The sequence below is a fragment of the Rouxiella badensis genome, from assembly GCF_002093665.1.
Classification (GTDB): domain Bacteria; phylum Pseudomonadota; class Gammaproteobacteria; order Enterobacterales; family Enterobacteriaceae; genus Rouxiella; species Rouxiella badensis.
In genome coordinates this window covers 57389-80935 of record NZ_MRWE01000007.1, presented here as the reverse complement: position 1 = coordinate 80935, position 23547 = coordinate 57389, and the positions used below count along the sequence as shown (strand labels likewise).

General features: G+C 51.1%; 20 protein-coding genes. 9 read left to right on the top strand and 11 right to left on the bottom strand.

The features are described 5' to 3' along the window. Window positions 1–2: 2 nt before the first annotated feature. The 6 genes from BS640_RS06050 to galU all read right to left on the bottom strand — a co-directional run bounded on the left by BS640_RS06050 (window position 3) and on the right by galU (window position 7358). Window positions 3–1316 (bottom strand): class I SAM-dependent methyltransferase, encoded by a 1314-nt coding sequence (locus BS640_RS06050; protein WP_084912176.1) that lies wholly within the window; start codon window positions 1314–1316, stop codon window positions 3–5. Continuing rightward, window positions 1306–2538, bottom strand: a complete 1233-nt coding sequence (locus BS640_RS06045) for an ABC transporter ATP-binding protein (RefSeq protein WP_084912175.1) — start codon at window positions 2536–2538, stop codon at window positions 1306–1308. The genes BS640_RS06050 and BS640_RS06045 overlap by 11 nt, the downstream gene beginning before the upstream one ends. Further along, window positions 2538–3323, bottom strand: coding sequence for an ABC transporter permease (locus tag BS640_RS06040; RefSeq protein WP_084912206.1), 786 nt, complete (start codon window positions 3321–3323; stop codon window positions 2538–2540). Before BS640_RS06040 ends, BS640_RS06045 begins: the two co-directional genes overlap by 1 nt. 5 nt (window positions 3324–3328) lie before the next feature. Beyond that, entirely contained in the window at window positions 3329–4711 is a 1383-nt protein-coding gene (gene cpsG, locus BS640_RS06035; protein WP_084912174.1) for a phosphomannomutase CpsG, read from the bottom strand. Window positions 4712–4725: 14 nt separating this feature from the next. Then, complete coding sequence (locus BS640_RS06030; RefSeq protein WP_084912173.1) at window positions 4726–6138, bottom strand: mannose-1-phosphate guanylyltransferase/mannose-6-phosphate isomerase; 1413 nt, start codon at window positions 6136–6138, stop codon at window positions 4726–4728. A gap of 335 nt (window positions 6139–6473) precedes the next feature. Then, window positions 6474–7358 carry a UTP--glucose-1-phosphate uridylyltransferase GalU gene (gene galU / locus BS640_RS06025; RefSeq protein WP_084912172.1) on the bottom strand — a complete coding sequence of 295 codons (885 nt, stop codon included), beginning with the start codon at window positions 7356–7358 and terminating at the stop codon, window positions 6474–6476. Window positions 7359–7910: 552 nt separating this feature from the next. On the opposite strand from galU, the gene BS640_RS06020 reads away from it, so the two are divergent. Continuing rightward, on the top strand, window positions 7911–9497 hold the full coding sequence (locus tag BS640_RS06020; protein WP_017490015.1) for a TerC family protein: 1587 nt from the start codon (window positions 7911–7913) through the stop codon (window positions 9495–9497). Window positions 9498–9554: 57 nt separating this feature from the next. Here BS640_RS06020 and asmA read toward each other — a convergent pair whose 3' ends face one another. The 4 genes from asmA to apbC form a co-directional block, all read right to left on the bottom strand. Beyond that, window positions 9555–11402, bottom strand: a complete 1848-nt coding sequence (gene asmA, locus BS640_RS06015) for an outer membrane assembly protein AsmA (RefSeq protein ID WP_026110275.1) — start codon at window positions 11400–11402, stop codon at window positions 9555–9557. 46 nt (window positions 11403–11448) lie between these two features. Beyond that, window positions 11449–12030 carry a dCTP deaminase gene (gene dcd / locus BS640_RS06010; protein WP_017490017.1) on the bottom strand — a complete coding sequence of 194 codons (582 nt, stop codon included), beginning with the start codon at window positions 12028–12030 and terminating at the stop codon, window positions 11449–11451. Window positions 12031–12096: 66 nt separating this feature from the next. Further along, a complete protein-coding gene (gene udk / locus BS640_RS06005) occupies window positions 12097–12738 on the bottom strand; it encodes a uridine kinase (protein ID WP_017490018.1) in 642 nt (213 codons plus the stop codon). 149 nt (window positions 12739–12887) lie between these two features. Next, the gene (apbC, locus tag BS640_RS06000) at window positions 12888–14000 is read right to left on the bottom strand and encodes an iron-sulfur cluster carrier protein ApbC (protein ID WP_084912171.1); all 1113 of its coding nucleotides are present in this window, start codon (window positions 13998–14000) and stop codon (window positions 12888–12890) included. Window positions 14001–14178: 178 nt separating this feature from the next. Here apbC and metG point away from each other — a divergent pair, with 178 nt between their 5' ends. Together metG and BS640_RS05990 are read left to right on the top strand one after the other, a co-directional pair. After that, on the top strand, window positions 14179–16209 hold the full coding sequence (metG, locus tag BS640_RS05995) for a methionine--tRNA ligase (protein ID WP_017490020.1): 2031 nt from the start codon (window positions 14179–14181) through the stop codon (window positions 16207–16209). A 192-nt stretch (window positions 16210–16401) separates the two neighbouring features. Continuing rightward, window positions 16402–17556, top strand: a complete 1155-nt coding sequence (locus BS640_RS05990; protein ID WP_084912170.1) for an iron-containing alcohol dehydrogenase — start codon at window positions 16402–16404, stop codon at window positions 17554–17556. A gap of 84 nt (window positions 17557–17640) precedes the next feature. On the opposite strand, the gene BS640_RS05985 is transcribed toward BS640_RS05990, so the two are convergent. Continuing rightward, window positions 17641–18393 (bottom strand): IclR family transcriptional regulator, encoded by a 753-nt coding sequence (locus tag BS640_RS05985; RefSeq protein WP_017490022.1) that lies wholly within the window; start codon window positions 18391–18393, stop codon window positions 17641–17643. A gap of 404 nt (window positions 18394–18797) precedes the next feature. On the opposite strand from BS640_RS05985, the gene BS640_RS05980 reads away from it, so the two are divergent. From BS640_RS05980 to BS640_RS05955, 6 genes are all read left to right on the top strand, one after another. Then, window positions 18798–19190 (top strand): RidA family protein, encoded by a 393-nt coding sequence (locus BS640_RS05980; RefSeq protein ID WP_017490023.1) that lies wholly within the window; start codon window positions 18798–18800, stop codon window positions 19188–19190. Between the two features lie 106 nt (window positions 19191–19296). Then, window positions 19297–20136 carry an ABC transporter substrate-binding protein gene (locus tag BS640_RS05975; RefSeq protein ID WP_017490024.1) on the top strand — a complete coding sequence of 280 codons (840 nt, stop codon included), beginning with the start codon at window positions 19297–19299 and terminating at the stop codon, window positions 20134–20136. Window positions 20137–20159: 23 nt separating this feature from the next. After that, complete coding sequence (locus BS640_RS05970) at window positions 20160–20924, top strand: amino acid ABC transporter permease (RefSeq protein ID WP_017490025.1); 765 nt, start codon at window positions 20160–20162, stop codon at window positions 20922–20924. Next, window positions 20921–21568 carry an amino acid ABC transporter permease gene (locus BS640_RS05965; RefSeq protein WP_084912169.1) on the top strand — a complete coding sequence of 216 codons (648 nt, stop codon included), beginning with the start codon at window positions 20921–20923 and terminating at the stop codon, window positions 21566–21568. The genes BS640_RS05970 and BS640_RS05965 overlap by 4 nt, the downstream gene beginning before the upstream one ends. After that, a complete protein-coding gene (locus BS640_RS05960) occupies window positions 21565–22305 on the top strand; it encodes an amino acid ABC transporter ATP-binding protein (RefSeq protein WP_017490027.1) in 741 nt (246 codons plus the stop codon). The genes BS640_RS05965 and BS640_RS05960 overlap by 4 nt, the downstream gene beginning before the upstream one ends. Before the next feature lies 1 nt (window position 22306). Further along, a complete protein-coding gene (locus BS640_RS05955; protein ID WP_084912168.1) occupies window positions 22307–23545 on the top strand; it encodes an amino acid deaminase in 1239 nt (412 codons plus the stop codon). Window positions 23546–23547 lie beyond the last annotated feature (2 nt).

Below are 23547 nucleotides of genomic sequence, written 5' to 3'. Positions count from 1 at the left end.
TATTACTCTCCGTGCTTATTATTATTTGTATTCTTCAATTGTTCGTAAATAGCAATAGCCCGACTGGTCATATTTTCCTGATAAATAACGCTACGCTCTCTCGCAATGAGCCCACTTTGTGAGTTGGGCGCAGAATACACAACTCGTCGGTAAACGGATTGTATTAGTGTGTATATTCCCAGCTTTTTAATGGTAGAAAATACAAAGCGTCTGATTTTAGGATTATTGTGGAAAACACCCAAGGCAATATTGATTGATTTTTTTAATATTCGCTTAATGACTTGGCGGCCGCGTGCCCGGATGCCGTGTGTGCGAAGAGCATGGGCCTGACCTGAAACCCAACGCAGAGGGTATGTGATTTTCCAAGACTTGCTGTTATGGAAATCAATAACTTGCTGCTGCAGGCTTTGATTGTGGGCATGAACGGCTAAAAGCTCATGTTTAGTGTTTTCGAATTCTTGCTGGAAACGCTGCAACTGATTTTCAAAGTTATGAAACTTAGTAGCCTGATTACTTAAGGTTTTGTTTATCCTTTTAGCCTGCTGTGCAAGACGTTGGTCATAACGGTTTCCCAGGTTATCCAGAGTGACACCATATTCTTGGTTGAAACATGCGTCAGCTAATTGAATAATCTCTTGGTCGGCTTTCTTTTGCGCAACCAGACCATAATCAGGACTCACTCCTTTTAGAACATCTACTAACGTAATAACCGATTCTAAGTCTCTTAAAGTGCTTTTTTCCTGCAACCTTAATATTTTGGTTCTTAAGAAGCCATAATAATTAGGGATAAATTCAAGCAGCGACGGAGGCAATGGATGGTTATGCGTTGGATCCATGTAAAATGAACAAGTACCTACGCTGATATTCTCCGGGTTAGGCGTTTCAAGTATCAGTAATCCCCCTGGCTTCAATACGCGCTCAGACTCTTTAACGACCGCCTGCAAAACTTCAAATGGCAAATGTTCTGCGATATGAAATCCGGTAATAGCCAGTAGGCTTTCGTCAGCCTGGCTCCGAAGGAATTCAAGACAGTCCATTTTCTTGACATCCAGACCAACCTGCAAGCCGCGTTCAAGCATTCCCTCATCCAGATCAACCCCAAATGCCGGAATATTGTGATCCCTGAGGATCTCTAGCCATTCACCGCGACCACAGCCTATGTCTGCAACAGCGGCAGAAGGGTCGATTTTGGTTAATGCGGTAATGAATGGGATATAAACTTGTAAACGGTTTTTAATGTCCTGTACGCTGCCGCGGTGTTTCTCTTCAAAAAGGCGGTAATAGTCTTCGCTAACTGTATAGAAACTATCTTTCATAAGAACACTCTAGCTCCGTTTGCAACCATGACACACCCATGAATGACAATTTGTCGAGATTGATAACATTAAATACCAAAGCCAAGTCTCGCCACTCATAGTTGTTATTAATATGAGTATCGCGATCGTGTAAAGCCGTCGCGATAGAGAAATTACCTTCTCCCAAATTCATGGGGAATCGATAATTAAAGGTCACCTTTTGCCCCGGCTCAAGGTCGTTGACTAACTCTTTCATATGGTATGAGTTAGTGCCGAACACGACCTGACCCAAACGATCTTTGACCTGAAAGCCCATCACCAACTCTTTAATAGGACGATGAATATCCACTTCAATTTTCAGAGTCACGCGATCGCCAACGCCGATATTTTCGGAAACTTTACCGCTGCTGTTAATTAATGATATCGCCGCAACCTTTGCATCGCCGTTGCCCGAGATGGTCTGAATTTGGCCTGATTCAGTTTTCTCCTGGCGAATAGTCACTGCGGATCCAGATTTCTCAGCCAGCATCGCATTGTAGAAATCCATGATTTCTTCAGGATTTCCTTCTTTCTCAATTCGACCTTTATTGAGCAAAATGGCACGATCGCAAATAGACTGAATGGCTGATTTATCGTGGGACACCAATAAAAGAGTGGTGCCCTTCTCACGGAACTCACGAATACGTGCAAAACTCTTGTGCTGGAAATACGCGTCGCCCACCGAAAGTGCTTCATCAACAATCAGGATATCAGGGCGAATTGCAGTAGCGATACTGAAGGCAAGACGTACTTGCATACCGCTCGAGTAAACGCGAACAGGCTCATCGATATAATCACCAATTTCGGCAAAAGCTTCAATTTCAGGCATCAGCTCGGTTATCTGCTGAGAACTCATCCCTAACAATTGGCCTGACATGTAGGCATTTTGCCTACCGGTAAAATCGGGGTGAAAGCCCATTCCCAGCTCAAGCATCGCAGCAACTCTGCCTTCAAGGTGTACTTCACCCGTAGTCGGTTTAGCCGTGCCGGTAATGAGTTTCAAGAGTGTACTTTTGCCGGCGCCGTTGATGCCAATGATACCTAACGCTTCACCAGGCTGAACCTGGAAAGAGATATCATTGAGGATCCACTTTAATTTATGGCGCAGCTTTTTGGTTGGGGATATCCACTCAACGAGTCGTGACGATTTTGAAGGATACTGCTTATAAGCTTTTCCAACATTATTTACTGAAATAAAGCTCATTATAATTCATCCACCATATCAGCAGAATGCTTCTTGAAGAGTCGCATTCCTAACGCACAAAAGATAATCCCTAACAATAATACCGGCCACAAGGAGTACCAGTCAGGCATCTTGTGATAAGCAAAAATTGACTGATAACACGCCATGAGTCTGGCCATTGGGTTATACATTAAAATATGACGCGCCCATTCTGGCAGTGAGTTGAGAACATAAACAACCGGCGTAAACCAAAACCAAAACTGCAATAAAACGGTTACGAACTGGCCCACGTCACGGAAAAAGACGTTCATTACGCCAAATATCATCCCCAAACCCACGGAAAAAATTAGCTGAACGCACAACAATGGGATTACGGCAAAGAACAGCATGTTCGGGAAATTGCCGGTAAACACTAGGAATAGGATAAATAATGTAAAAATGATTAAGAAATTTAAAACCGCCGATAGAATAACCGTGATCGGTAAACAAATTTTAGGAAAGCTCAGCTTCTTAATCAGGTTTGCATTGCCAAGAAAAACGTTTTGGCTTTTATCAAGAATTTCAGTAAATAATGCCCAGGTTAATACGCCAGAACAGAGATAAATACTGTAAGCAAATGGCCCCGCCTCGCCCGGCATTCTTGCGCGCATCACCTGGGAAAACACCAAGGTATAGACCAGAATCATGGCTAACGGCTGCAGGACTAGCCATAGTGCCCCCAGCATACTGGTCTGATAGCGAGACTGAAAGTCTCGCTTCACGCTGCTGATGATAAAACCACGGTAGCGATAAATCGCTAATAACATATCTTTCACAGAGCATCCCCGCCTAATAACTGGAGGATTTCCGCCGTTTTCTGATTCATCAGTTCGGTATTCCCTTTTGATTCGACATTCAAACGTACTACCGGCTCGGTATTCGAGGTGCGCAGGTTGAAGCGCCAGTCCGCATACTCGATGCTCAGCCCGTCAGTTAAATCGACATGTTGGGCATCAGCTTCGTAAACGGCTCTGATTTTATCAATCACTTCATTAGCGCCAACAATTTTGCGGTTGATTTCACCTGAAGCAGGGAAAGCCGCCATGCGATCTTCAACCATACTGCTAAGGGTATCGCCTTTAATTGCCAATAATTCTGCCACCAATAACCACGGGATCATGCCGCTGTCGCAGTATGCGAAGTCTTTGAAATAGTGATGGGCACTCATTTCGCCGCCGTAGATAGCATCTTCGGCTCGCATACGTTCCTTAATGAAGGCGTGCCCCGTTTTCGACATGACGGCAACACCGCCCTCTTCTTCGACAATGTCTTGGGTATTCCAGGTTAAACGCGGATCGTGGATAATTTTCGCACCCGGATTTTTTTGCAGGAACGCTTTAGCAAGCAATCCAACAATATAATACCCTTCGATAAAGGCACCGGTTTCATCAAACATGAAACAGCGGTCGAAATCACCATCGAAGGCAATGCCCATATTGGCTTTAGATTCGATAACCGCGGCCGTTGAATCTGCGCGGCATTCCGGCAGCAGCGGGTTAGGGATCCCATTAGGGAAATTACCGTCGGCGTGATGATGAACTTTTACAAACTCTACCGGTACCGCCGCTTTTACAAAACGCTTTTCGATTTCATCGATAACGTGGCCGGCAGCGCCGTTTCCGGAGTTGATCACTAGTTTTAATGGCCTGGTAAAGTTCTTGAGATCGATATAACCCAATAGATGATCCACATAGGCATCCAGCACCGAAATCTGCTTATAGCTGCCGCGTGATTCAGCCGCTACCTCGGCAAACTGATTCTGTTCCGCAAGACGTTTAACATCTTTTAGGCCAGTATCTCCGCTAATAGGTTTCGCATCTTCACGTACTAACTTCATCCCATTGTAATTCATCGGGTTATGACTGGCAGTCACTTCAATTCCACCGTCAATCTTCAAGTGTGCTGTGGCAAAATAAATCTCTTCGGTACCGGCAAGGCCAATATCCAGAACATTTACGCCTGCATCGCGCAGGCCGTCAGATAATGCGAGCTTTAGCTCTTCACTTGTTAGCCGTACATCGCCACCCACAACAATGGTTTTAGGTTTCAGAAACTCCCCATAGGCTCTACCAATACGGTAAGCAATATCAGTGTTGAGTTCTTCGCCCAGTTTTCCACGAATATCATAGGCTTTGAAACAAGTTAACGTAGTCATGTAAACCTCAAGTATTAATTACGACCGTAGTGATCTTTAATGCGAATAACGTCATCGTTGCCAAGGTAAGAACCTGAGCGAACTTCAAGGATTTCCAATGGAATTTTCCCAGGGTTTTCCAAGGTATGAATTGATCCAATGGGGATAAACGTAGACTGGTTTTCCGTTAACAGGAAAGTCTTCTCACCAATAGTAACCTGCGCGGTGCCTGCCAGAATTATCCAATGTTCTGCACGGTGATGATGCATTTGGGTGGACAATTTCCCCCCCGGATTAACAGTCACACGGTTTACATTAAAGCGGTTTTCTGCGACCACCAAATCACTCTTACCCCACGGGCGATAAATATCTCGGTGGTGTTTATACTCGCTTCTTTGATTGATCTTAAGGTATTCAACGACTTTTTTAACGTCTTGAACCTGCGATTTATCAATAACCAGCAACGCATCTTTGGTGTTAACAATCACCAGGTTTTTAACCCCCACGGCTGCCACCATTTTTTCATCGGTATTGATATAGCAGCCTTCAGTGTTGTGAAGGAAAACGTCACCCGTCAGTGCGTTATTGTTCGTGTCTTTCTCGTTAACTTCCCACAGTGCAGACCATGACCCAACGTCACTCCAACCCGCATCCAGCGGAACGACCATGGCATTGGTGGTCTTTTCCATTACCGCGTAATCGACAGATTCGTCAGGACACAGGGCAAAGGATTCTTTATCAACCGTGATGAAGTCCATGCCGTCCGGTAACTCGCACAGCGACTTTTTACAGGCCTCATAGATATCCGGACGAAATTTCTCCAACTCTTCGAGGTATTTTTTGGCCCGGAACATAAACATCCCGCTGTTCCAATAATATTCGCCCGAAGCAATGTAGGATTCGGCCGTTGGCAAATTAGGTTTTTCAACGAAGCACTTAACTTTGTAACCTTCGTCAAGATTACCAATACTGTCACCACGTTGAATGTAGCCGTAGCCTGTTTCAGGTCCGGTCGGCACAATTCCGAAAGTGACCAAGCTGTTGGCGTTGGCAAATGGAATGGCCTTTTCAACGGCAGCATGGAAGATTTCAACATCGTGAATAACGTGGTCAGCGGCCAGCACCAACATCACAGGATCATCGCCATCTTTAATGGCATTTAACGCAGCTAACGCGATAGCCGGGGCAGTATTGCGGCCAATCGGTTCTAAAATAATGTTATTAGACAGCTTTTTGATCTGTCTTAATTGCTCAGCCACCAAAAATCGATGCTCTTCATTGCAAATCACGACCGGCTCGCGTACTTCAAGTGATTCCAAACGCAGCACTGTTTCTTGCAACATCGAATTTTCACTGTGCAGTCGCAAAAACTGCTTAGGGTAGAGTTCTCTCGACATTGGCCAAAGTCGACTACCGGTACCGCCTGCCATGATCACTGGGAGTAACATTTTAATTCCTTAAGGTCTTACCGTGCAGCATTACAGTAACAATGTACCGAACACAAAATTAGACATCCACGCTACCGCCTTGGCCTGAAGCAACCAAAGTACCGTAGAGCGCATCAAAATTTATCTTTGCATCATAGCGCCGATAAATCTTCCAGAAAATTCCCCAACGTTAACACGATCTAGTTTTTATATACTCAATAATTGGCTTGTGTAGAGATTATCATCTTTTTCTGTGACAGTACTTGGCTGAAGATCAATGATGCTTTTACACAACAACGAAAAGCACCGAAAATTCGGTGCTTTTTAAAGGTATTGAGGTAGTGAAAAAAGGAGTATTACATACTCAGAGTTTTCAACCAGGCCTTGAACTGTTCGCCGGTTGCCTTGTGGCGCAGGCCATATTCAACAAAGGCTTTCATGTATCCCAGCTTGTCACCACAGTCGTGTGAACGACCGGTCATGGTGAAGGCTTCAACGGTTTCTTTCTTCATCAGCAGCGCGATTGCGTCTGTCAGCTGAATTTCGTTACCCGCGCCGTAAGGGGTGATTTCCAGCAGAGGCCAGATGTCTTTATTGAAGACATAGCGCCCTACTACCGCCAGATTTGATGGCGCGTCTTTACGCTCAGGCTTCTCAACAATGGCTTTCATCGGCGTACTTTTGCCTTGTTCGCCTTCAACGCCGTTGCAGTCAACCACACCATATTTAGAAACGTCTTCTTCCGGCACTTCTTCAACCATAACCTGGCTGTAGCCCGTTTCATTGAAACGCTTCAACATCGCTGCCAGGTTGTCTTTACGCAGATCGCAGGACACTTCGTCCATCAGCACGTCCGGCAGAAGTACAGCAAATGGTGCGTCGCCGATCAGAGGGCGTGCACACAGAACGGCGTGACCCAGCCCCTTGGACTGGCCCTGACGCACGTTCATGATGGTAACGCCTTTCGGGCAGATAGACTGGATCTCTTCCAGCAGCTGACGCTTAACGCGTGATTCCAGCATGCTTTCAAGTTCAAAAGAGGTATCGAAATGGTTTTCAATCGCGTTTTTAGACGAGTGAGTCACCAGAATGATTTCTTTGATGCCGGCGGCAGCACATTCGTTAACGATGTACTGAATCAGTGGCTTATCAACAATAGGCAGCATTTCTTTTGGAATGGCCTTTGTCGCTGGCAACATGCGCGTGCCTAGACCGGCAACAGGGATAACAGCTTTTAACATTGTAAGAGATACTCCTCAACACCATAAGATTAAAATCAGCCAGCGGTTTGCCATGGTTTGTTCACCGCTTTACTAACTGAAGATACTTAAGCAATTGTTACAACCCTAAAAATCACTTAAGCAAAGTATAGACTCTCGCCTTGCATTTGGCAGGTTCATCGACAGTCCCTTGCCTGTATAAGATGTTGTCTTATCACTATGAAATTCTTTGTAGCCTATGCAAATGTCGTTACAACGCTAACTACAAACAACAACATAACAGCAAGTTAAGTATGACCTTAAGTCAACCATAAAAAAATAAGATTGTTACCCAAGAAATGATTTTTTTTAATAAAAACCGACAAAAAAACGTCTTGTCCTCCTGGTCTAAGCCTGTCATTGCCGACCAAACCACCAGATCGCTGGAAAAGCCACCGCCACTCCGTTTTTGGTCTCCCGCCGCAACGCTAAGTATTCCCCTTTAGCTGTCTGATTTAAATTTGAAATTTACGTTGCCAACGACCATTATTCATTTTGCGGACTTCGCCGCGACAGTGAAGGTAAATAAGCGATATGGAATGGATTGCCGATCCGTCGATTTGGGCCGGGCTGGCTACCCTGGTGATTCTCGAGATTGTGCTGGGAATCGATAATCTGGTTTTTATCGCGATACTTGCCGATAAACTACCCCGAGGCCAGCGAGACCGCGCACGCGTTACCGGTCTTCTGCTTGCGTTGGTCATGCGACTCCTGCTTCTTGCCTCAATCTCGTGGCTCTCGTCCCTCACTCATCCCCTGTTAACAATATTTAGCAAATCCTTCAGCGCCCGTGACCTGATTATGCTGGCCGGCGGCCTTTTCCTGCTGTTTAAAGCGACCACAGAACTCAATGAACGGCTCGAGGGTAAGGATGAGGAGAACACTCAACAGGGAAGTCGTGCCCAATTCTGGCCTGTCGTGGCACAGATAGTGGTGCTCGACGCGGTATTTTCTCTGGACTCGGTCATTACAGCGGTCGGCATGGTCGACCACCTTGCCGTGATGATGGTTGCGGTCTGTATCGCCATCGGCCTGATGCTGCTCGCCAGCCGTCCGCTGACGCGCTTCGTCAATGAGCACCCGACCATCGTTATCCTCTGCCTAAGCTTCCTGCTGATGATAGGTTTTAGCCTGGTGGCAGACGGCTTTGGCTACAATATCCCCAAAGGCTATCTTTACGCGGCGATTGGCTTCTCGGTCATGATAGAGGTGCTGAACCAGCTGGCACAGTTTAACCGCCGCCGCTTCCTGTCTTCTCGTCGCTCGCTGCGCGAACGCACGGCCGAGACAGTACTGAAGGTGCTGCGCGGCAAGCATGAGGAGGCGGATCTCGACTCGCATTCCTCTGATATGGTCGCCGATATTGCTAACGAAGACGACGCTATCTTTAACCAGCAGGAACGCAAAATGATCGAGCGTGTGCTTGGGCTTGCCGAGCGATCGGTCAGTAGCGTCATGACCTCGAGGCACGACGTCGATAATCTCGAACTTAACGACCCACCCGAGGTGCAAACCCGTCAGTTAGTCAATAATTCTCATACCCGTATCCTGGTTACCGAAGACAGTTCCACCGATGCACCGCTCGGCGTTATCCACGTCGTTGACCTGCTCAAGCAGCAGTTGCTGCATAACGAACTCGACCTCAAGGCCATCATCAAGCAGCCGCTGATTTTCCCGGAGCAGCTTTCCCTATTGGCGGCGCTGGAGCAGTTCAGGCAGGCCAAGACGCACTTTGCCTTCGTGGTTGATGAGTTTGGTTCGGTGGAAGGGATAGTGACGCTGACCGACGTAATGGAGACCATTGCAGGGAGTCTGCCGGAATCGTCGGCCACGCTCGACGCGCGCCACGATATCGTTCAACTTGAGGACGGCAGCTGGATAGCCAACGGTTATATGCCGCTTGACGATCTGGTGACCTATTTGCCGCTGCCGGTAGAAGAGAAGCGCGAATATCATACCCTTGCCGGTCTGCTGATGGAGCACGCGCAGGTCATCCCTCACCAGGGCGCACAGCTGTATATCGATAACTACCTGTTTGAACCGATCGAGGTGAACAGCCACCGCATTCTCAAGGTAAAGATAACGCCGTTAAAGCCGATTGCCGATGATTATGAAGTGTGAGCACGAAGGGGATTAAACGCGACGGGCCTGATGATTCAGGCCCGTGCGGCAGGGAAATCACATCTTGTTAATGAATGACTTCACTTTGTCGCTGTTCTTGTCGTCTTTGTTTTTATCAATCCAGTTCTGAATTGCATTTTTCGCATCCTGCTGCAGCTGTTGACGGAGGATCTGATCCACCCGCAGCTGATAGTTAAGCTGTTTCCACGGACCAAATACGCGCAGCGGAATCTCGGTTTTTTGCAGCGTGGCAATCAAATCGTTGTCACCCTGCCAGCCGCCGGTGATTTTCACCCGCAGATTCATGTCGGCCTGTTCGTCTGGGAAGTTAACCTGTCCGTCGCCTTTCACGCTCATCATCGCGGAATCCGCCGACAGATTGCTCAGCGTCAGTACGCCATTGCGCAATGCGCCGTGGGCCTGCAATTGCTGAATATCGCTGTAGACCTCGTAGCGTTGCATACCCTGAACGCGGTTATTGCTGCGGCTCACCGCCTGCTGCACCAACTGCTGAATATTCAAGCCATTCAGACGCGCATTGTCCATCGACATTTGCGCATCGCCCTGCCAGTTGCTGTTGAAGTCAGTCAGCGACAGGCCTTTTCCGCTCAATGCCCCGTGCAGGCTGAAGTTGCCGATTAACGCCTGCGGCAAATTGTAGGCACGCAGCAAATCACCTAACGGAATGTTGCTGAGGTCCGGCGTAAAGTTGACCAGCAGACGTGGGCCAGTGGCGTCTAGCGCGCCCGGAAGCGAGAACGTTCCCTGCCCCATATTGCCGCTAAGCCGCGCAATCTTGACGTTACCGGCCTGATTGGTTGCCTGCAAATCGAGATTCTGAATTTTTAGCCCGCGGTAGGTCACGTCAACGGCCTTGAGCGCTACCTGAGCATTAAAGCCGGTCAGCACGTTCAGCGAGTCCTGCTGCGCATCTATATCTCTGGCAATAACCGGTGCCGACGTCACGGACTGCGCTTTCTGCTGGGCGCTGCCGGTGCCGTTAGGCTGCCACCCGGAGATAGCGTCCAGATTCACGTTGTTCGACTGCAAATTCAGCTGATAGTCCGGCACATCGTTGAGCACCGCCACGCCGCTGCCGGTCAGCTGATTATCATTCGCCGACAGCGCGAGCTGGTTGAGCGTCATGGTGTTATTAGACTGTTGATATTTTGCCTGCAGGCTGCCCTGCCCCGAGACGCCCTGCGCAGGAATGTCTGCGCCGCTGAGCTTATAGGTCAGGCTAGTAATATTGGCCGAATACTGGCGCGGATAGTTTTGCATATCCAGCGTCGCATTGAGGCTCAGCGTCAGGTCACGCTGATCGCGGTTGATGCGGCTCGACAGCTGTACGGTCGCCTGACGACGATCGTTCTGTTCCATCTGCAGATTAATGTCGCGCACGTTGATCTGGTCGCTCTTGGCACGCTGCCAGATGAGCAGGCTGTCGGCAACGTTGAGACGGCCGATGTCAAATTTCCAGCCATCGTCATCGCTTTCAACGCCCTGGCTTGCAGAATGCGCCGGCGCGATGGGCGCGTCCGGCTCGTTGGCTTCACTGTCAGGCGTCAGGCGAATCACCGCACTTTTGAGCATCACCTGTTTAACAGAAAGCTGATGTGAGAGCAGCGGCAAAAGGCGCACGTCGAGACGCATGTTTTCTGCGCTCACGACCGGCTCTTTGGCACCCGGAGCAGTAAGAGACGTTTGGCCCGCCAAAATACTCAGCTGCGGCCAGACATGCCAGCGAAGGTCGCCATCGATTGCCAGTTTATAACCGCTTCTTTGTTCAACGCGATTAACCATGTAATTGCGGAAGTCATTAGGGTTAATCAAAAAAACCAGCGAGGTCATACCGGCGATAATAACCACCAGTAAAATAACCAACGTTGTCACTAATCTTCTCATGCCATCCTCTTATAAGTTGCCTGCCCTTGCATCCTGCCAGGACTTGTCAGTCTTTATCAATACGGCTGGCAACCGCGCTCTGCTGGTCCCGATATTTTGCGTCCTGACGACTGTTATAGGGGCGCGCTGCCGCACCGGATAACGGTTCAAAGCTTAATGCGCCGATAAGCATCCCTGGGCGCAACGCCAAAGGCAGTTTACCTGAATTATAGAATTCAAGCACGATACGGCCCTGCCAACCCGGATCGATACGGTGTGCGGTCACATGAACCATCAGACCGAGGCGCGCCAAGGAAGAACGTCCGTCGAGCCAGCCGACCAGGTCATCCGGCAGCGTCACGGACTCGAGCGTCACCGCCAGCGCCAGTTCACCGGGGTGTAAAAAGAATGCTTCGCCTTCCGGCAGAACAATCTCGTCACTCATGACCCGGTCGAGGGCTGCGCCCACTTCATGCTTGGGACCGCTTAAATCGATAAACCCTGCGTTGTGCCCAAGGAATACGCGAAAACCATTGCCCAGGCGCACGTCAACGGTGGCGCCATTGATACGTTCAACGGGTGGACGCGGTTCAATACTCAGTTTACCGTTGTCCAGCCAGGCCTCTATATCGCGATCGCACAGTCTCATTACAACTCCTTTGGCACTTCTTGATGTAGTAGTCGGGCGAAAAAACTCCGCCCCTATTGCTAATTGTTATTCGAAGAACTGACTAATTTTTGCTTTCAAAATGTCGATTGCGATACGGTTTTTACCGCCGCGAGGCACGATGATGTCGGCATATTGTTTGGAAGGCTCAATGAACTGCAGGAACATTGGGCGAACCGTTTTCTGATATTGAGCCATCACCGAGTCCATAGAACGGCCGCGCTCGTTAACGTCGCGTTTCATGCGGCGCATCAGGCAGATATCCAGTGGTGTATCGACGAAAATCGAGAAATTCATCTCCTGACGCAGACGGACGTCGGTCAGCAGCAGGATCCCTTCAAGGATAATGACTTTTTTTGGTGCCAGCGTCACGGTCTCGTTCAGACGTGTGTGCTCGATGAAACTATAGCCTGGCAATTCAATGGCCTTCCCTGACTTCATCGCCTGCAAATGCTGGAGGAGCAGATTATGGTCCATCGCGTTGGGATGGTCATAGTTGGTTTTAACACGCTCTTCCATGGTCAGATGACTCTGATCCCGATAATAGCAATCTTCCGGTATAACACCGATATGTTCGTCACCGACCTGATCGCGTAATTCACGATACAAAGTGCTGGCAATAAGGCTTTTTCCAGAGGCAGATGCGCCAGCGATACCCACGATGACACACTGATGGAACTTGTCAGACATAAAATTAACGACCTGATTTGGAGGTTTGAAGGGCAAGCAGCCTGATGGCGCTTTGATCGCGCCAATTATAGGTACAACCTGTTGATGAAGCCAGCCTTAAAGCCACTAACCGGCTGGCTTGATTAAATTAATCAGCAAATGTGTGATTATTAGACGGCGCGGAAGGCAATTTCGGTCGGAATGGCATCGCCCTTCCAATAAAGCTGTGAGGCAACCCTGGAGGCGAGCTGACGATACAGGACCGTAAACTCGCTGTCAGGGTTGGAAACCACGGTCGGCTCACCGCGATCCAGGTCTTCGCGCAGCGAAATATGCAGCGGCATTTGCGCCAGCAGTTCACAGCGGTATTTTTCAGCCAGCGTCTGCGCGCCACCGGTGCCAAAAATCGCCTCATGGTGACCACACTGACTACAAATGTGCATGCTCATGTTCTCGATGATGCCCAACACCGGGACCTTGACTTTCTCAAACATCACGATGCCCTTCATGGCATCAAGCAGCGCGATGTCCTGTGGCGTCGTCACCACCAGCGCGCCGGTCACCGGCACACTTTGCGCCAGCGTCAGCTGAATGTCACCGGTGCCCGGCGGCATATCAATAATCAGGTAATCAAGGTCCGGCCACAGCGTATCCTGCAGCATTTGCAGCAGCGCCTTGCTGGCCATCGGGCCGCGCCAGACCATAGCATTTTCGTCGGTCACCAGATAACCAATGGAGTTGGTCGCCATGCCGTGCGCCATAATAGGTGCCATGTGCTGGCCGTCTGGCGAGGTCGGACGCTCCTCCTCGGTGCCGAGCATGTTGGGGATCGACGGACCATAGATGTCGGCGTCAAGAAGACCGACCTTCGCGCCTTCAGCCGCCAGCGCCAGCGCGAGGTTTACCGCCGTTGTCGACTTGCCGACGCCGCCCTTGCCGGAGCTGACCGCCAGAATATTACGCACGCCCTTGATCCCTGGGCGATCGTTGGCGCGGCGCAGCGTGGCGACGTCATGCGACAGACGCCAGTCAACGGAGCGTGCACCGGTTACCCGCAGCAGCTCGGAGGTGGTGAGCAATTTCAACTGCTCGAAGCCTGATTTCCAGGCAAAAGGCATGATGAGTTCGATGTGCAGAACGTTGTCCATTACCACGCACTGATGTAACGCTTTAAGCGCCGTCAGACTTTTTTGTAATGTAGGATGGGTAAAAGTCGCCAACACCACGTTAACAGCGGCGTGAAGTTCAGCGGGAGTAACGTTCTCAGGGGATTGTGATTTCATCCCGGCTCCTTGAAATACAGATTTATTATGGAATTCAGTGGCGGCAGTTACCGTAAACTTTCCGCTATCTCACTGTTATAAAAATAGCATAACAGAATCCCTGTTTGTTTACGTGGGTAGGCTCTGTGAGTTAACATCGATCCCCCCACAATCTTAAAAAAGAAAGCAAGCTCTTACTATGGCTCAAGTCGCGAAAAAAATTTTGGTAACCTGTGCACTTCCTTATGCTAACGGTTCTATTCACCTCGGACACATGCTCGAGCACATCCAGGCAGATATCTGGGTCCGTTACCAGCGAATGCGCGGCAACCAAACTCACTTCATCTGCGCCGATGATGCGCACGGCACCCCAATCATGCTTAAAGCACAGCAGATGGGCATCGCGCCGGAGCAAATGATTGAGGAGATGAGCCAAGAGCATCAGAAAGATTTCGCCGGTTTTGGTATCAGCTACGACAACTATCACTCCACGCACAGTGAAGAAAACCGTGAGTTGTCGACGCTAATTTACAGCCGTCTGAAAGAAAATGGCTTTATTAAGAACCGCACTATTTCTCAACTTTACGATCCAGAGAAAGGCATGTTCCTGCCGGACCGTTTCGTGAAGGGCACCTGTCCGAAATGCAAATCAGCGGACCAGTACGGCGACAACTGCGAAGTCTGTGGCGCAACCTATAGCCCGACCGAGCTTATCGACCCTAAATCTGCGGTTTCTGGCGCGACGCCGGTCATGCGCGATTCAGAACACTACTTCTTCGACCTACCAGAGTTCAGCGCCATGCTTCAGGCGTGGACCCGTTCTGGTGCGTTGCAGGAGCAGGTTGCCAACAAAATGCAGGAATGGTTCGAGTCAGGCCTGCAACAGTGGGACATCAGCCGTGATGCGCCTTACTTCGGCTTCGAAATCCCTGATGCCCCAGGCAAATACTTCTACGTTTGGCTGGACGCGCCAATTGGCTACATGGGGTCTTTCAAGAACCTGTGCGATCGTCGCCCAGACCTGGACTTCGACGAATTCTGGAAGAAAGACTCCACCACCGAGCTGTACCACTTCATCGGTAAAGACATTGTCTACTTCCACAGCCTGTTCTGGCCAGCCATGCTGGAAGGCAGCAACTTCCGCAAGCCGACCAACCTATTCGTCCACGGTTATGTGACGGTGAACGGCGCGAAGATGTCCAAATCTCGCGGTACCTTCATCAAGGCCAGCACCTACCTGCAACATCTTGATGCCGACTGCCTGCGTTACTATTACGCCGCGAAGCTGTCATCACGCATTGACGATATCGACCTGAACCTCGAAGACTTTGTACAGCGCGTTAACGCCGACATCGTGAACAAGGTCGTTAACCTTGCCTCACGTAACGCCGGTTTCCTCAGCAAGCGTTTTGAAGGCGTTCTGTCCGACAAGCTGGCCGATGAAGCGCTGTACAAGACCTTTACCGATGCCGCAGCCAGCATCGCCGAGGCTTATCAGAGCCGCGAATCTAGCCGTGCAATCCGTGAAATCATGGCGCTGGCCGATATTGCTAACCGCTACGTCGACGAGCAGGCACCGTGGATTGTGGCAAAACAGGAAGGCCGTGACGCTGACCTGCAGGCTATCTGCTCAATGGGAATCAACCTGTTCCGCGTATTAATGACTTACCTCAAGCCGGTTCTCCCTTCACTGGCCGAACGCACCGAGGCATTCCTTAATAGCGAACTGAGCTGGGACAGCATCGATCAACCGCTGCTGGGTCATAAGGTGAAAACCTTCAAGGCCCTGTTCAACCGTATCGAAATGGACAAAGTCACCGCGATGGTTGATGCCTCTAAAGAGGACATCGCCGCAGCCAAAGCCCCGGTAACCGGTCCACTGGCCGACGCACCGATTCAGGACACCATTACCTTCGACGACTTCGCCAAGGTGGATATGCGTATCGCCCTGATTGAAAGCGCAGACTTCGTGGAAGGTTCTGACAAACTGCTGCGTTTGCAGCTGGATTTGGGCGGCGAAAAGCGTCAGATTTTCTCCGGCATTCGCTCAGCGTATCCTGATCCAAAACTGCTGGAAGGCCGTTTGACCATCATGGTCGCCAACCTGGCACCGCGTAAAATGCGCTTCGGTATTTCAGAAGGCATGGTCATGGCAGCGGGTCCGGGTGGGAAAGACATCTTCCTGCTAAGCCCTGACAGTGGCGCACAGCCTGGCATGCAGGTTAAGTAATATTTGAATCAACCTCTCCCTCGCACCCCGTGAGGGAGAGATTTTCCCTCCGGCATAATCGTCACAATCTTCCCGACAGATAAGCACTTTGTGCGGCACTCAGTCTTAATCAGCGACCGTAGATACATTTCCCTGCGTTATCATGGTAATCCTTACCACCACGACTCTAATTTCTTCTCCCAGGAGCTAACGATGTTTAACTTCGATTTTTATAACCCGACCCGCGTGCTTTTCGGCGCAGATCGCATCGCGGATATAGGTCAACACATCCCTGAAGATGCCCGTGTATTAATTACCTACGGCGGCGGAAGCGCCAAAAAGTATGGCACGCTGGATGAGGTTAAGGCCGCAATAGGTGACCGTGTCACGTTTGAGTTTGGCGGTATCGAAGTTAACCCCCATCTCGACACCTTGATGAAGGCCGTCGATATTGTGAGGGAAAATAAGGTCGACTTTTTGCTGGCCGTCGGTGGCGGTTCAGTGGTGGATGGCACCAAGTTTATTGCTGCTGCGGCATTATATGAAGGCGATATCTGGCCGCTGTGGTCACAGCGCCAGCCTTTGAGCGAGGCTCTTCCGCTCGGCTGTGTGATGACGCTTCCGGCGACGGGCTCGGAAACTAACCACGTGGCGGTAGTCACTAATACCGCACTGGGCCAAAAATCCGGCTACAGCGACCCGCTGCTGTTCCCAAAATTTGCCGTACTGGATCCGACCAAGACCTACACCCTGCCGGTCACACAGGTTGCCAACGGCGTCGTGGATGCGTTCATTCATGTCATCGAACAGTATCTGACGTATCCGGTTTACGGCAAAGTACAGGACCGCTTCGCCGAAGGTCTGCTGCTAACGCTGATTGAGGAAGGGCCGAAGGCGCTGACAGATCCGCAGAATTATGACGTTCGCTCGGCGATCACCTGGTCCGCCACGCTGGCATTGAACGGGCTGATTGCCGTCGGCGTGCCTCAGGACTGGGCGACACACCGTATCGGCCACCAGCTGACCGCACTTTACGGTATCGACCATGCGCAAACGCTGGCAATTCTCTTGCCGGGGTTGTTGCAGGTGCAGCGCGAGAGCAAAAAACAGAAGCTGTTGCAGTATGCAGAACGCGTATGGAATATTCAGACGGGTGACGACGATGCCCGCATCGACGCCGCCATCGCTAAAACGCGTGAGTTCTTCGAGTTGATGGGCCTGAAAACGCAGCTTAGCGCCTATGGTCAGCCAAAAACCGCGATCGACGAAATTCTCGATAACCTCGAGCGTTTCAATATGTTGCCTATGGGGGAACGTCAGGACATCGACCTGGCGCGCGCTAAGGAGATCCTCACGCTGAGCTACTGATGCTCAACGCCAGCAGGGCGCAAAAATGCGCCCTGCTGGTTCTGTAACATGCTCTTGCCCTTGATTTTTGACCCCTCAGCCCTCTTACGAAAGCTCGGAAAGCCGCTGTGCTGAGACGATCAGCTCCTGTAACAGCATCTGCCTTCTCTCCATTGGCGTATCGCGACTCACCATGAAACAAAATGCCGCCACCGCGTGGCCGGTGCGCGTGCGGATAGGAGCCGCCATGCAGCAGGTGAAGCTGTCGGACAGGCCTTCTGTCAGGTAGTAACCCTGTGCGCCTGCCCGGTGAATGTCGTCAAGAAACTCCTGTTTGTCGATGGTTCGCCCGTTGGCAAGCACGAAGTCTTCGTCCGGGATCAGCGCCAAAATATCCTCGGCAGACCAGTCACCCAGCAGCAGTCTGCCCGATGCAGTCCAGGGAATGGGCACCTTCACGCCGATGTCGGAGCTTATCTTGAACGGCTGTGCGTTGCTTTCTGAAAGCACCACCTGGTACTTATTGCCCTCGAGCATACACAGCTGTACGGTTTCGCCGTGTTTAGCCACCAGCTCCACCATTAACTGATGGGAGCGACGGATGAGATCGTTGTGGGCCATGTAGTCCGCACCGTAATAGTGCATTTCACGACCGAAAAAAATGTTCCCTTCTGCGTTGGACTCAAGCCATCCGGCCTCAGTCAAGATGCTGACCAACTCATAAATGCTCGACCGCGGCGCGCCCGTGGCGTCTATCAGTTCACGCATCGTCATGGGCTGACGCGCCTGATGTAATTGACGAAAGATATCAATTACGCGGTCCACGCCCCTTGCGCGGGGTGCGTTTTCTACCGGCATATTTACTCCCTTATTCATCTACCCTGGCTTTATCACGCTGAAGCACATCATACACAGTATTTAATCGAGCCGTGAAGCGAATCCCATTAATCACAAATAATATGACCGCACCAAACGGAGGCCCTTATTTAGGGCGAAAAATAAAATAGCCCAAAGGGTGAAATATCGATAGCGATCACAAAATAGTTATTTAAAAAAATCCCCACAACAACGGGTTATCTATTTTTCGCATTAATTAACTTATAAAGCCGTGGCGCTATATTGCAAATCGATATTCTTTATGCAAATCTAAAAACATCCGGTATCACAGACTTAAGTCTGATATATCAGACAGCAACCCAACCCTGATAACCCAATTTTTTGATTATTAAATTGCGCGCTTATCGCAATTTTTGGAGAAATGCATGTCAATTAAACGCTATGGCACCGAAGGTGGCGTAGGCACAGGGGGGCAGCGACTGCCCTTTGCCCGAGCGGTTGAAGCCGACGGCTGGCTTTATATCTCTGGCCAGACCCCGATGAAAGAAGGCGAAGTCGTTGAGGGCGGCATCGTCGAGCAGACACGGCTGGCGTTCGATAACTGCCTGCAAATTATGCGCGAAGCCGGGTATGAGGTGAAGGACGTAGTCCACGTGACCGCAGTGTTAACCGACGCCAGATACTTCAGTTCTTTTAACAAAGTTTTTAGCGAAGTGTTTGACGGGCATCCTCCCGCCCGCATCTGTAGCGTTCAGGATTTAGTGGTCGACTGTAAAGTCGAGGTTGATATGAAGTGTTTCCGGGCCGACCGAAAATAATAACCCAGCTAAACGCCAGCGCAATTAATCGCGGATAACATCAGCGTTATTGATATTTAAACTCACATCACAGCATGTCGATTTTTATTACACCGAGGGTAACAAGATGAATCACATAAAATATAAGAAGCAAGCCGCCTGTCTTTTTAGCGCCGTGAGTTTATTCGCCTTAATGGGCTGCACACCGACCGAATCCAAAGATTCAAAAGCAGGCGCTGCCCCAACCTCCACCCTGCAAACCGTTTTGCAACGCGGTACGCTTCGGGTTGGCGATTGCCTGAGCTTTGCGCCGTTTGGTTTCTATGACAAAGCAGGCAACCCGGATGGTTACGACGTCGACCTGGCGAAGGAGCTCGCCAATGACATGGGCGTCAAGCTTGAGATGGTCAACACCACCAGCGCCAACCGAATTCCAAACCTGCAAACCGACAAAGTTGATGTGGTGTTCTGTAACTTTACCCGCAACCTCGAACGCGCGAAGGAAATAGGCTTTACTCAGCCTTACGTCGTCGCCAGCGAAGCCCTGTTGGTCAAGAAAAGCAGCGGCATAAAATCCGTGCAGGATATGGGTGGCAAAACCATTGCAACGGTGAAAGGCTCCACCAACGGCGACGAAGTTCGCGCGATGAATATCAAGGTCAATATTCAGGAATATGACTCTTCGCAGGCGGCCATTCTGGCGGTGAAACAGGGTCAGGCCGATGCGATGATCGAGGATAACAACTTCCTGGCTTATCAGGCCAAGCTCGACCCGACGCTGATGGTGACCGACGAAGCACTGGTACCGCTGGAATATAACGCCTTCGGCGTGAAGGCCGGCGATCAGGTATGGCTTAACTACCTGAACGAGTTCCTGTTTGAAATTAACGCCTCGAAGAAAAATGCTCAGCTGTACCAAAAATGGTTTGGCACCCTGCCGCACTATCCGTTGAACCCACAGTACTAATTGCCCCCAGACGGAGATAGAGAATGAGCTACCCATGGATAACCCTCTCCCGCTATTTCGGCACCTTCGTCGAGGCGGCCTGGGTCACACTGCAAGTTACCCTGCTGGCCTTTGCGTTGGCGATGGCATTGGGCCTGCTGGCGGCGTTGGCGAAAGAGTCACGCTGGTCTGTGCTTCGTCTTATTAGCGGCTGCTATATCGAAGTCATCAGAAATACGCCGGTTCTGCTGCAAATCTTTATCGTGTTTTTTGGCCTGCCGTCGCTGGGTATCGTGCTTAATGCCTACACGGCAGGGGTGATTGCGCTCGGCATTAACGTCGGTGCCTATCTGGCCGAAGTCTTTCGCGCCGGGATGCAGTCCATTCCTAAGGGACAACTGGAGGCTGCGTCAATCTTGGGTATCAGCCGTCTACAGGTATTTATCAATATCGTCATGCCGCAGGCCGCTCGCGCGGTCTACCCGGCGATTATTAATAATCTTATTCAGCTTTTACTCGGCACCTCACTGCTCTCGGCCATTGCCCTGCCGGAGTTAACCGGGGTAGCGACAGTGATTAACTCTCGTACTCTGCTTTATATCCAAACCTTCAGCATCACGTTGGTCATTTATCTGCTGTTCAGTAACGTCTTTTCCTGGATAGGCAACCTATTGGGACGTCGGATGTTTAATCCACCGCTGGTGAGCTCGGTAAAAAAGCCCGTTGGGTCCCGAGTAAAGCGGCGTCTGAACGTAATACGTGGAAAGTCTTTACCCGCAAATAATCTGCAACGCGGAGGTCTGCTATGAGCGATTTAATTCTTTCCAGCCTGCCGCTGTTGTTAAAAGGGCTGGTCGTCACCCTGCTACTGTCGATTGCCTCGATAGCCGGCAGTACGCTGCTCGGCCTGCTTGCAGCGGTATTACGCACCAGCAATATTCCTGTGGGCGCACAGATTGCCCGAGTCTATACCGAGCTGTTTCGCGGCACGCCAGTGCTGATTACCTTAATGTTTATCTATTTTGGCGTGGCCTATTTCGGCTATGAAATCAATTTGTTTGCCGCCGGGATCCTCGGACTGAGCATTTATCAGGGCGCATACATTTCCGAAGTATTTCGCGCCGGTATCGAAGCCGTCCCTCAAGGTCAGTGGGAAGTCTCGCAGATCCTCGGGCTGGACAAACGGCAGGCATTTTTCTCTGTCATTTTGCCGCAGACGCGCAGGATAGTGCTGCCGCCGCTGGTCGGACAATATCTGTCATTAATCAAAGACACCTCGATAGTCAGCATGATTGGCATGTCAGAACTGATGCATCAAGGTCAGGCGATCGTCGACCGTATCGGTCAGCCGGTGGTGATTTACTGTCTGGTGGCCGCCCTTTATTTCGCTATTTGCTACCCGCTTTCACGCTGGGTTCAACACCATAATCACACCAGGAGTCAGCTGTCATGACCAATAACGCTGTCATAACCCTCAATGGCATCACCAAATCCTTCGGCAGTACGCAGGTTTTGAAAGCGATCAGCCTCGACGTTAAACCGGGTGAAGTTCTGGTGCTGATTGGGGCCTCGGGTTCAGGAAAAAGTACCGTGCTACGCATCATGAGCGGGCTAGAAATCGCCGACGGTGGCGAGGTGTGGGTTAATGAAGTCCCGCTGCACGATGCAAAGCGCGCCAAAGAGATACGCGGCCACGTCGGCATGGTGTTTCAACAGTTCAACCTGTTTCCGCATAAAACCGCGCTCGGTAACGTCACCCTGGCGCTTATCAAGGCAAGAAAAATGTCGGTTTCCGAAGCCAACAGGCGTGGCATGGAGGCGCTGGAACGCGTAGGGCTCGCAGACCGCGCCGGGCATTATCCCTCACAGCTTTCCGGCGGCCAGCAGCAGCGCGTGGCGATTGCACGTGCGCTGGCGGTCGAACCGAAAATTATGTTCTTCGATGAGGCGACGTCGGCCCTCGACCCGGAACTGGTCGGTGAGGTGACCGAAGTGATGCGCGGCCTCGCCCGCGAAGGCATGACCATGGTCGTGGTCACGCACGAGATGGGATTCGCGCGTAAAACCGCTGACCGCGTGGTGTTTATGGACAAGGGGGTGATTGCCGAACAGGGCTCACCGGAGCAAATTTTCGTTAACCCACAGAATCCGCGCACCCAGCAGTTCCTGTCGCGCGTGTTGGAACATTAATATGAACCAGCTTTCATTGCCGCCGTTGTACAAATCGGTGGCGGGTCAGGGAACCACTCCCCTGCCACTCGGTACCGACGTGCTCTCCTCCTCGCAGGTGTTTTCACCGCTGATGGTCATGAAGCAAAGCGCGATGCAGCATAATCTGGCCAGCATGGCGCAATACTGCCGTCTGCACGGCGTCCGTCATGCCGCACACGGTAAAACCTCGATGTCTCCGCTGATTCTACAGTCCGCCGTGGACGCCGGAGCCTGGGGGATTTGCGCAGCGACCCCCGCACAGGTCCGCGCCCTTCGCACCTTTGGCATTAAAAACGTGTTTTTAGCCAACGAGCTGGTCGACCCTGCCGGTATTCGCTGGATAGCCGAGTACCAACGCGAAAATCCCGCCACCGAGTTTCTCTGCTATGTCGACTCTTTAGCGGGCGTCGCGTTGCTTGATGCGGCGTTGAGCGAGGTGGGCACCTGCCTGTCGGTATTGGTGGAGGTCTCGGTGCCGGGCGGCCGCACTGGCTGTCGCAGCATGGTCGAGGCGGTAGCGATTGCCCACGCCGTTAAGCAAAGCCCCTATCTTGAGCTTGCCGGTGTCGCCGGCTATGAGGGCGCGATTGCCGGCGATCGCAGCGAGGAATCGCTAGCCGCAGTGAGAGACTATTGCCAAACCATGGTCAGCGCCGCCCGCGCTATCGATGCCGAAGCGCTTTTTGCGCCGGGAGAAGTGTTGTTAAGCGCCGGAGGTGGCACCTTCTTTGATATCGTGGTCGAAATGTTTGCAGCGGTAAAACTTAGCCGCCCGACCGTGACGCTCATCCGCTCAGGTGCCTACATGGCACACGACGACGGGCTTTATTCGCGCCTTGCCCCTTTTGCCCAACCAAACGCTGAATTCACCTTTCAAGCGACGTTGGAAATCTGGGGCCGCGTACTGTCGCGCCCGGAGCCGGGTCTGGCTATTCTCGATTTTGGCCGCCGCGACGTGCCTTTCGATCAGGACCTGCCAGTGCCGCACTTTTTCCGCGACCGTGACGGTTCGCATCCTCGCACGGCGGCGCAGAGCACCATAACCGCCGTCAACGATCAGCACGCCTATCTTAGCCTGCCCGCCGATCTGCTGTTGGCGGTCGGTGACTGGGTAGGATGCGGTATTTCTCACCCCTGCACCGCCTTCGACAAGTGGCGCTATCTGCCGCTTATCGACGATGAATATCGCTGCGTCGGCGATATCAGCACCTTCTTCTGAGC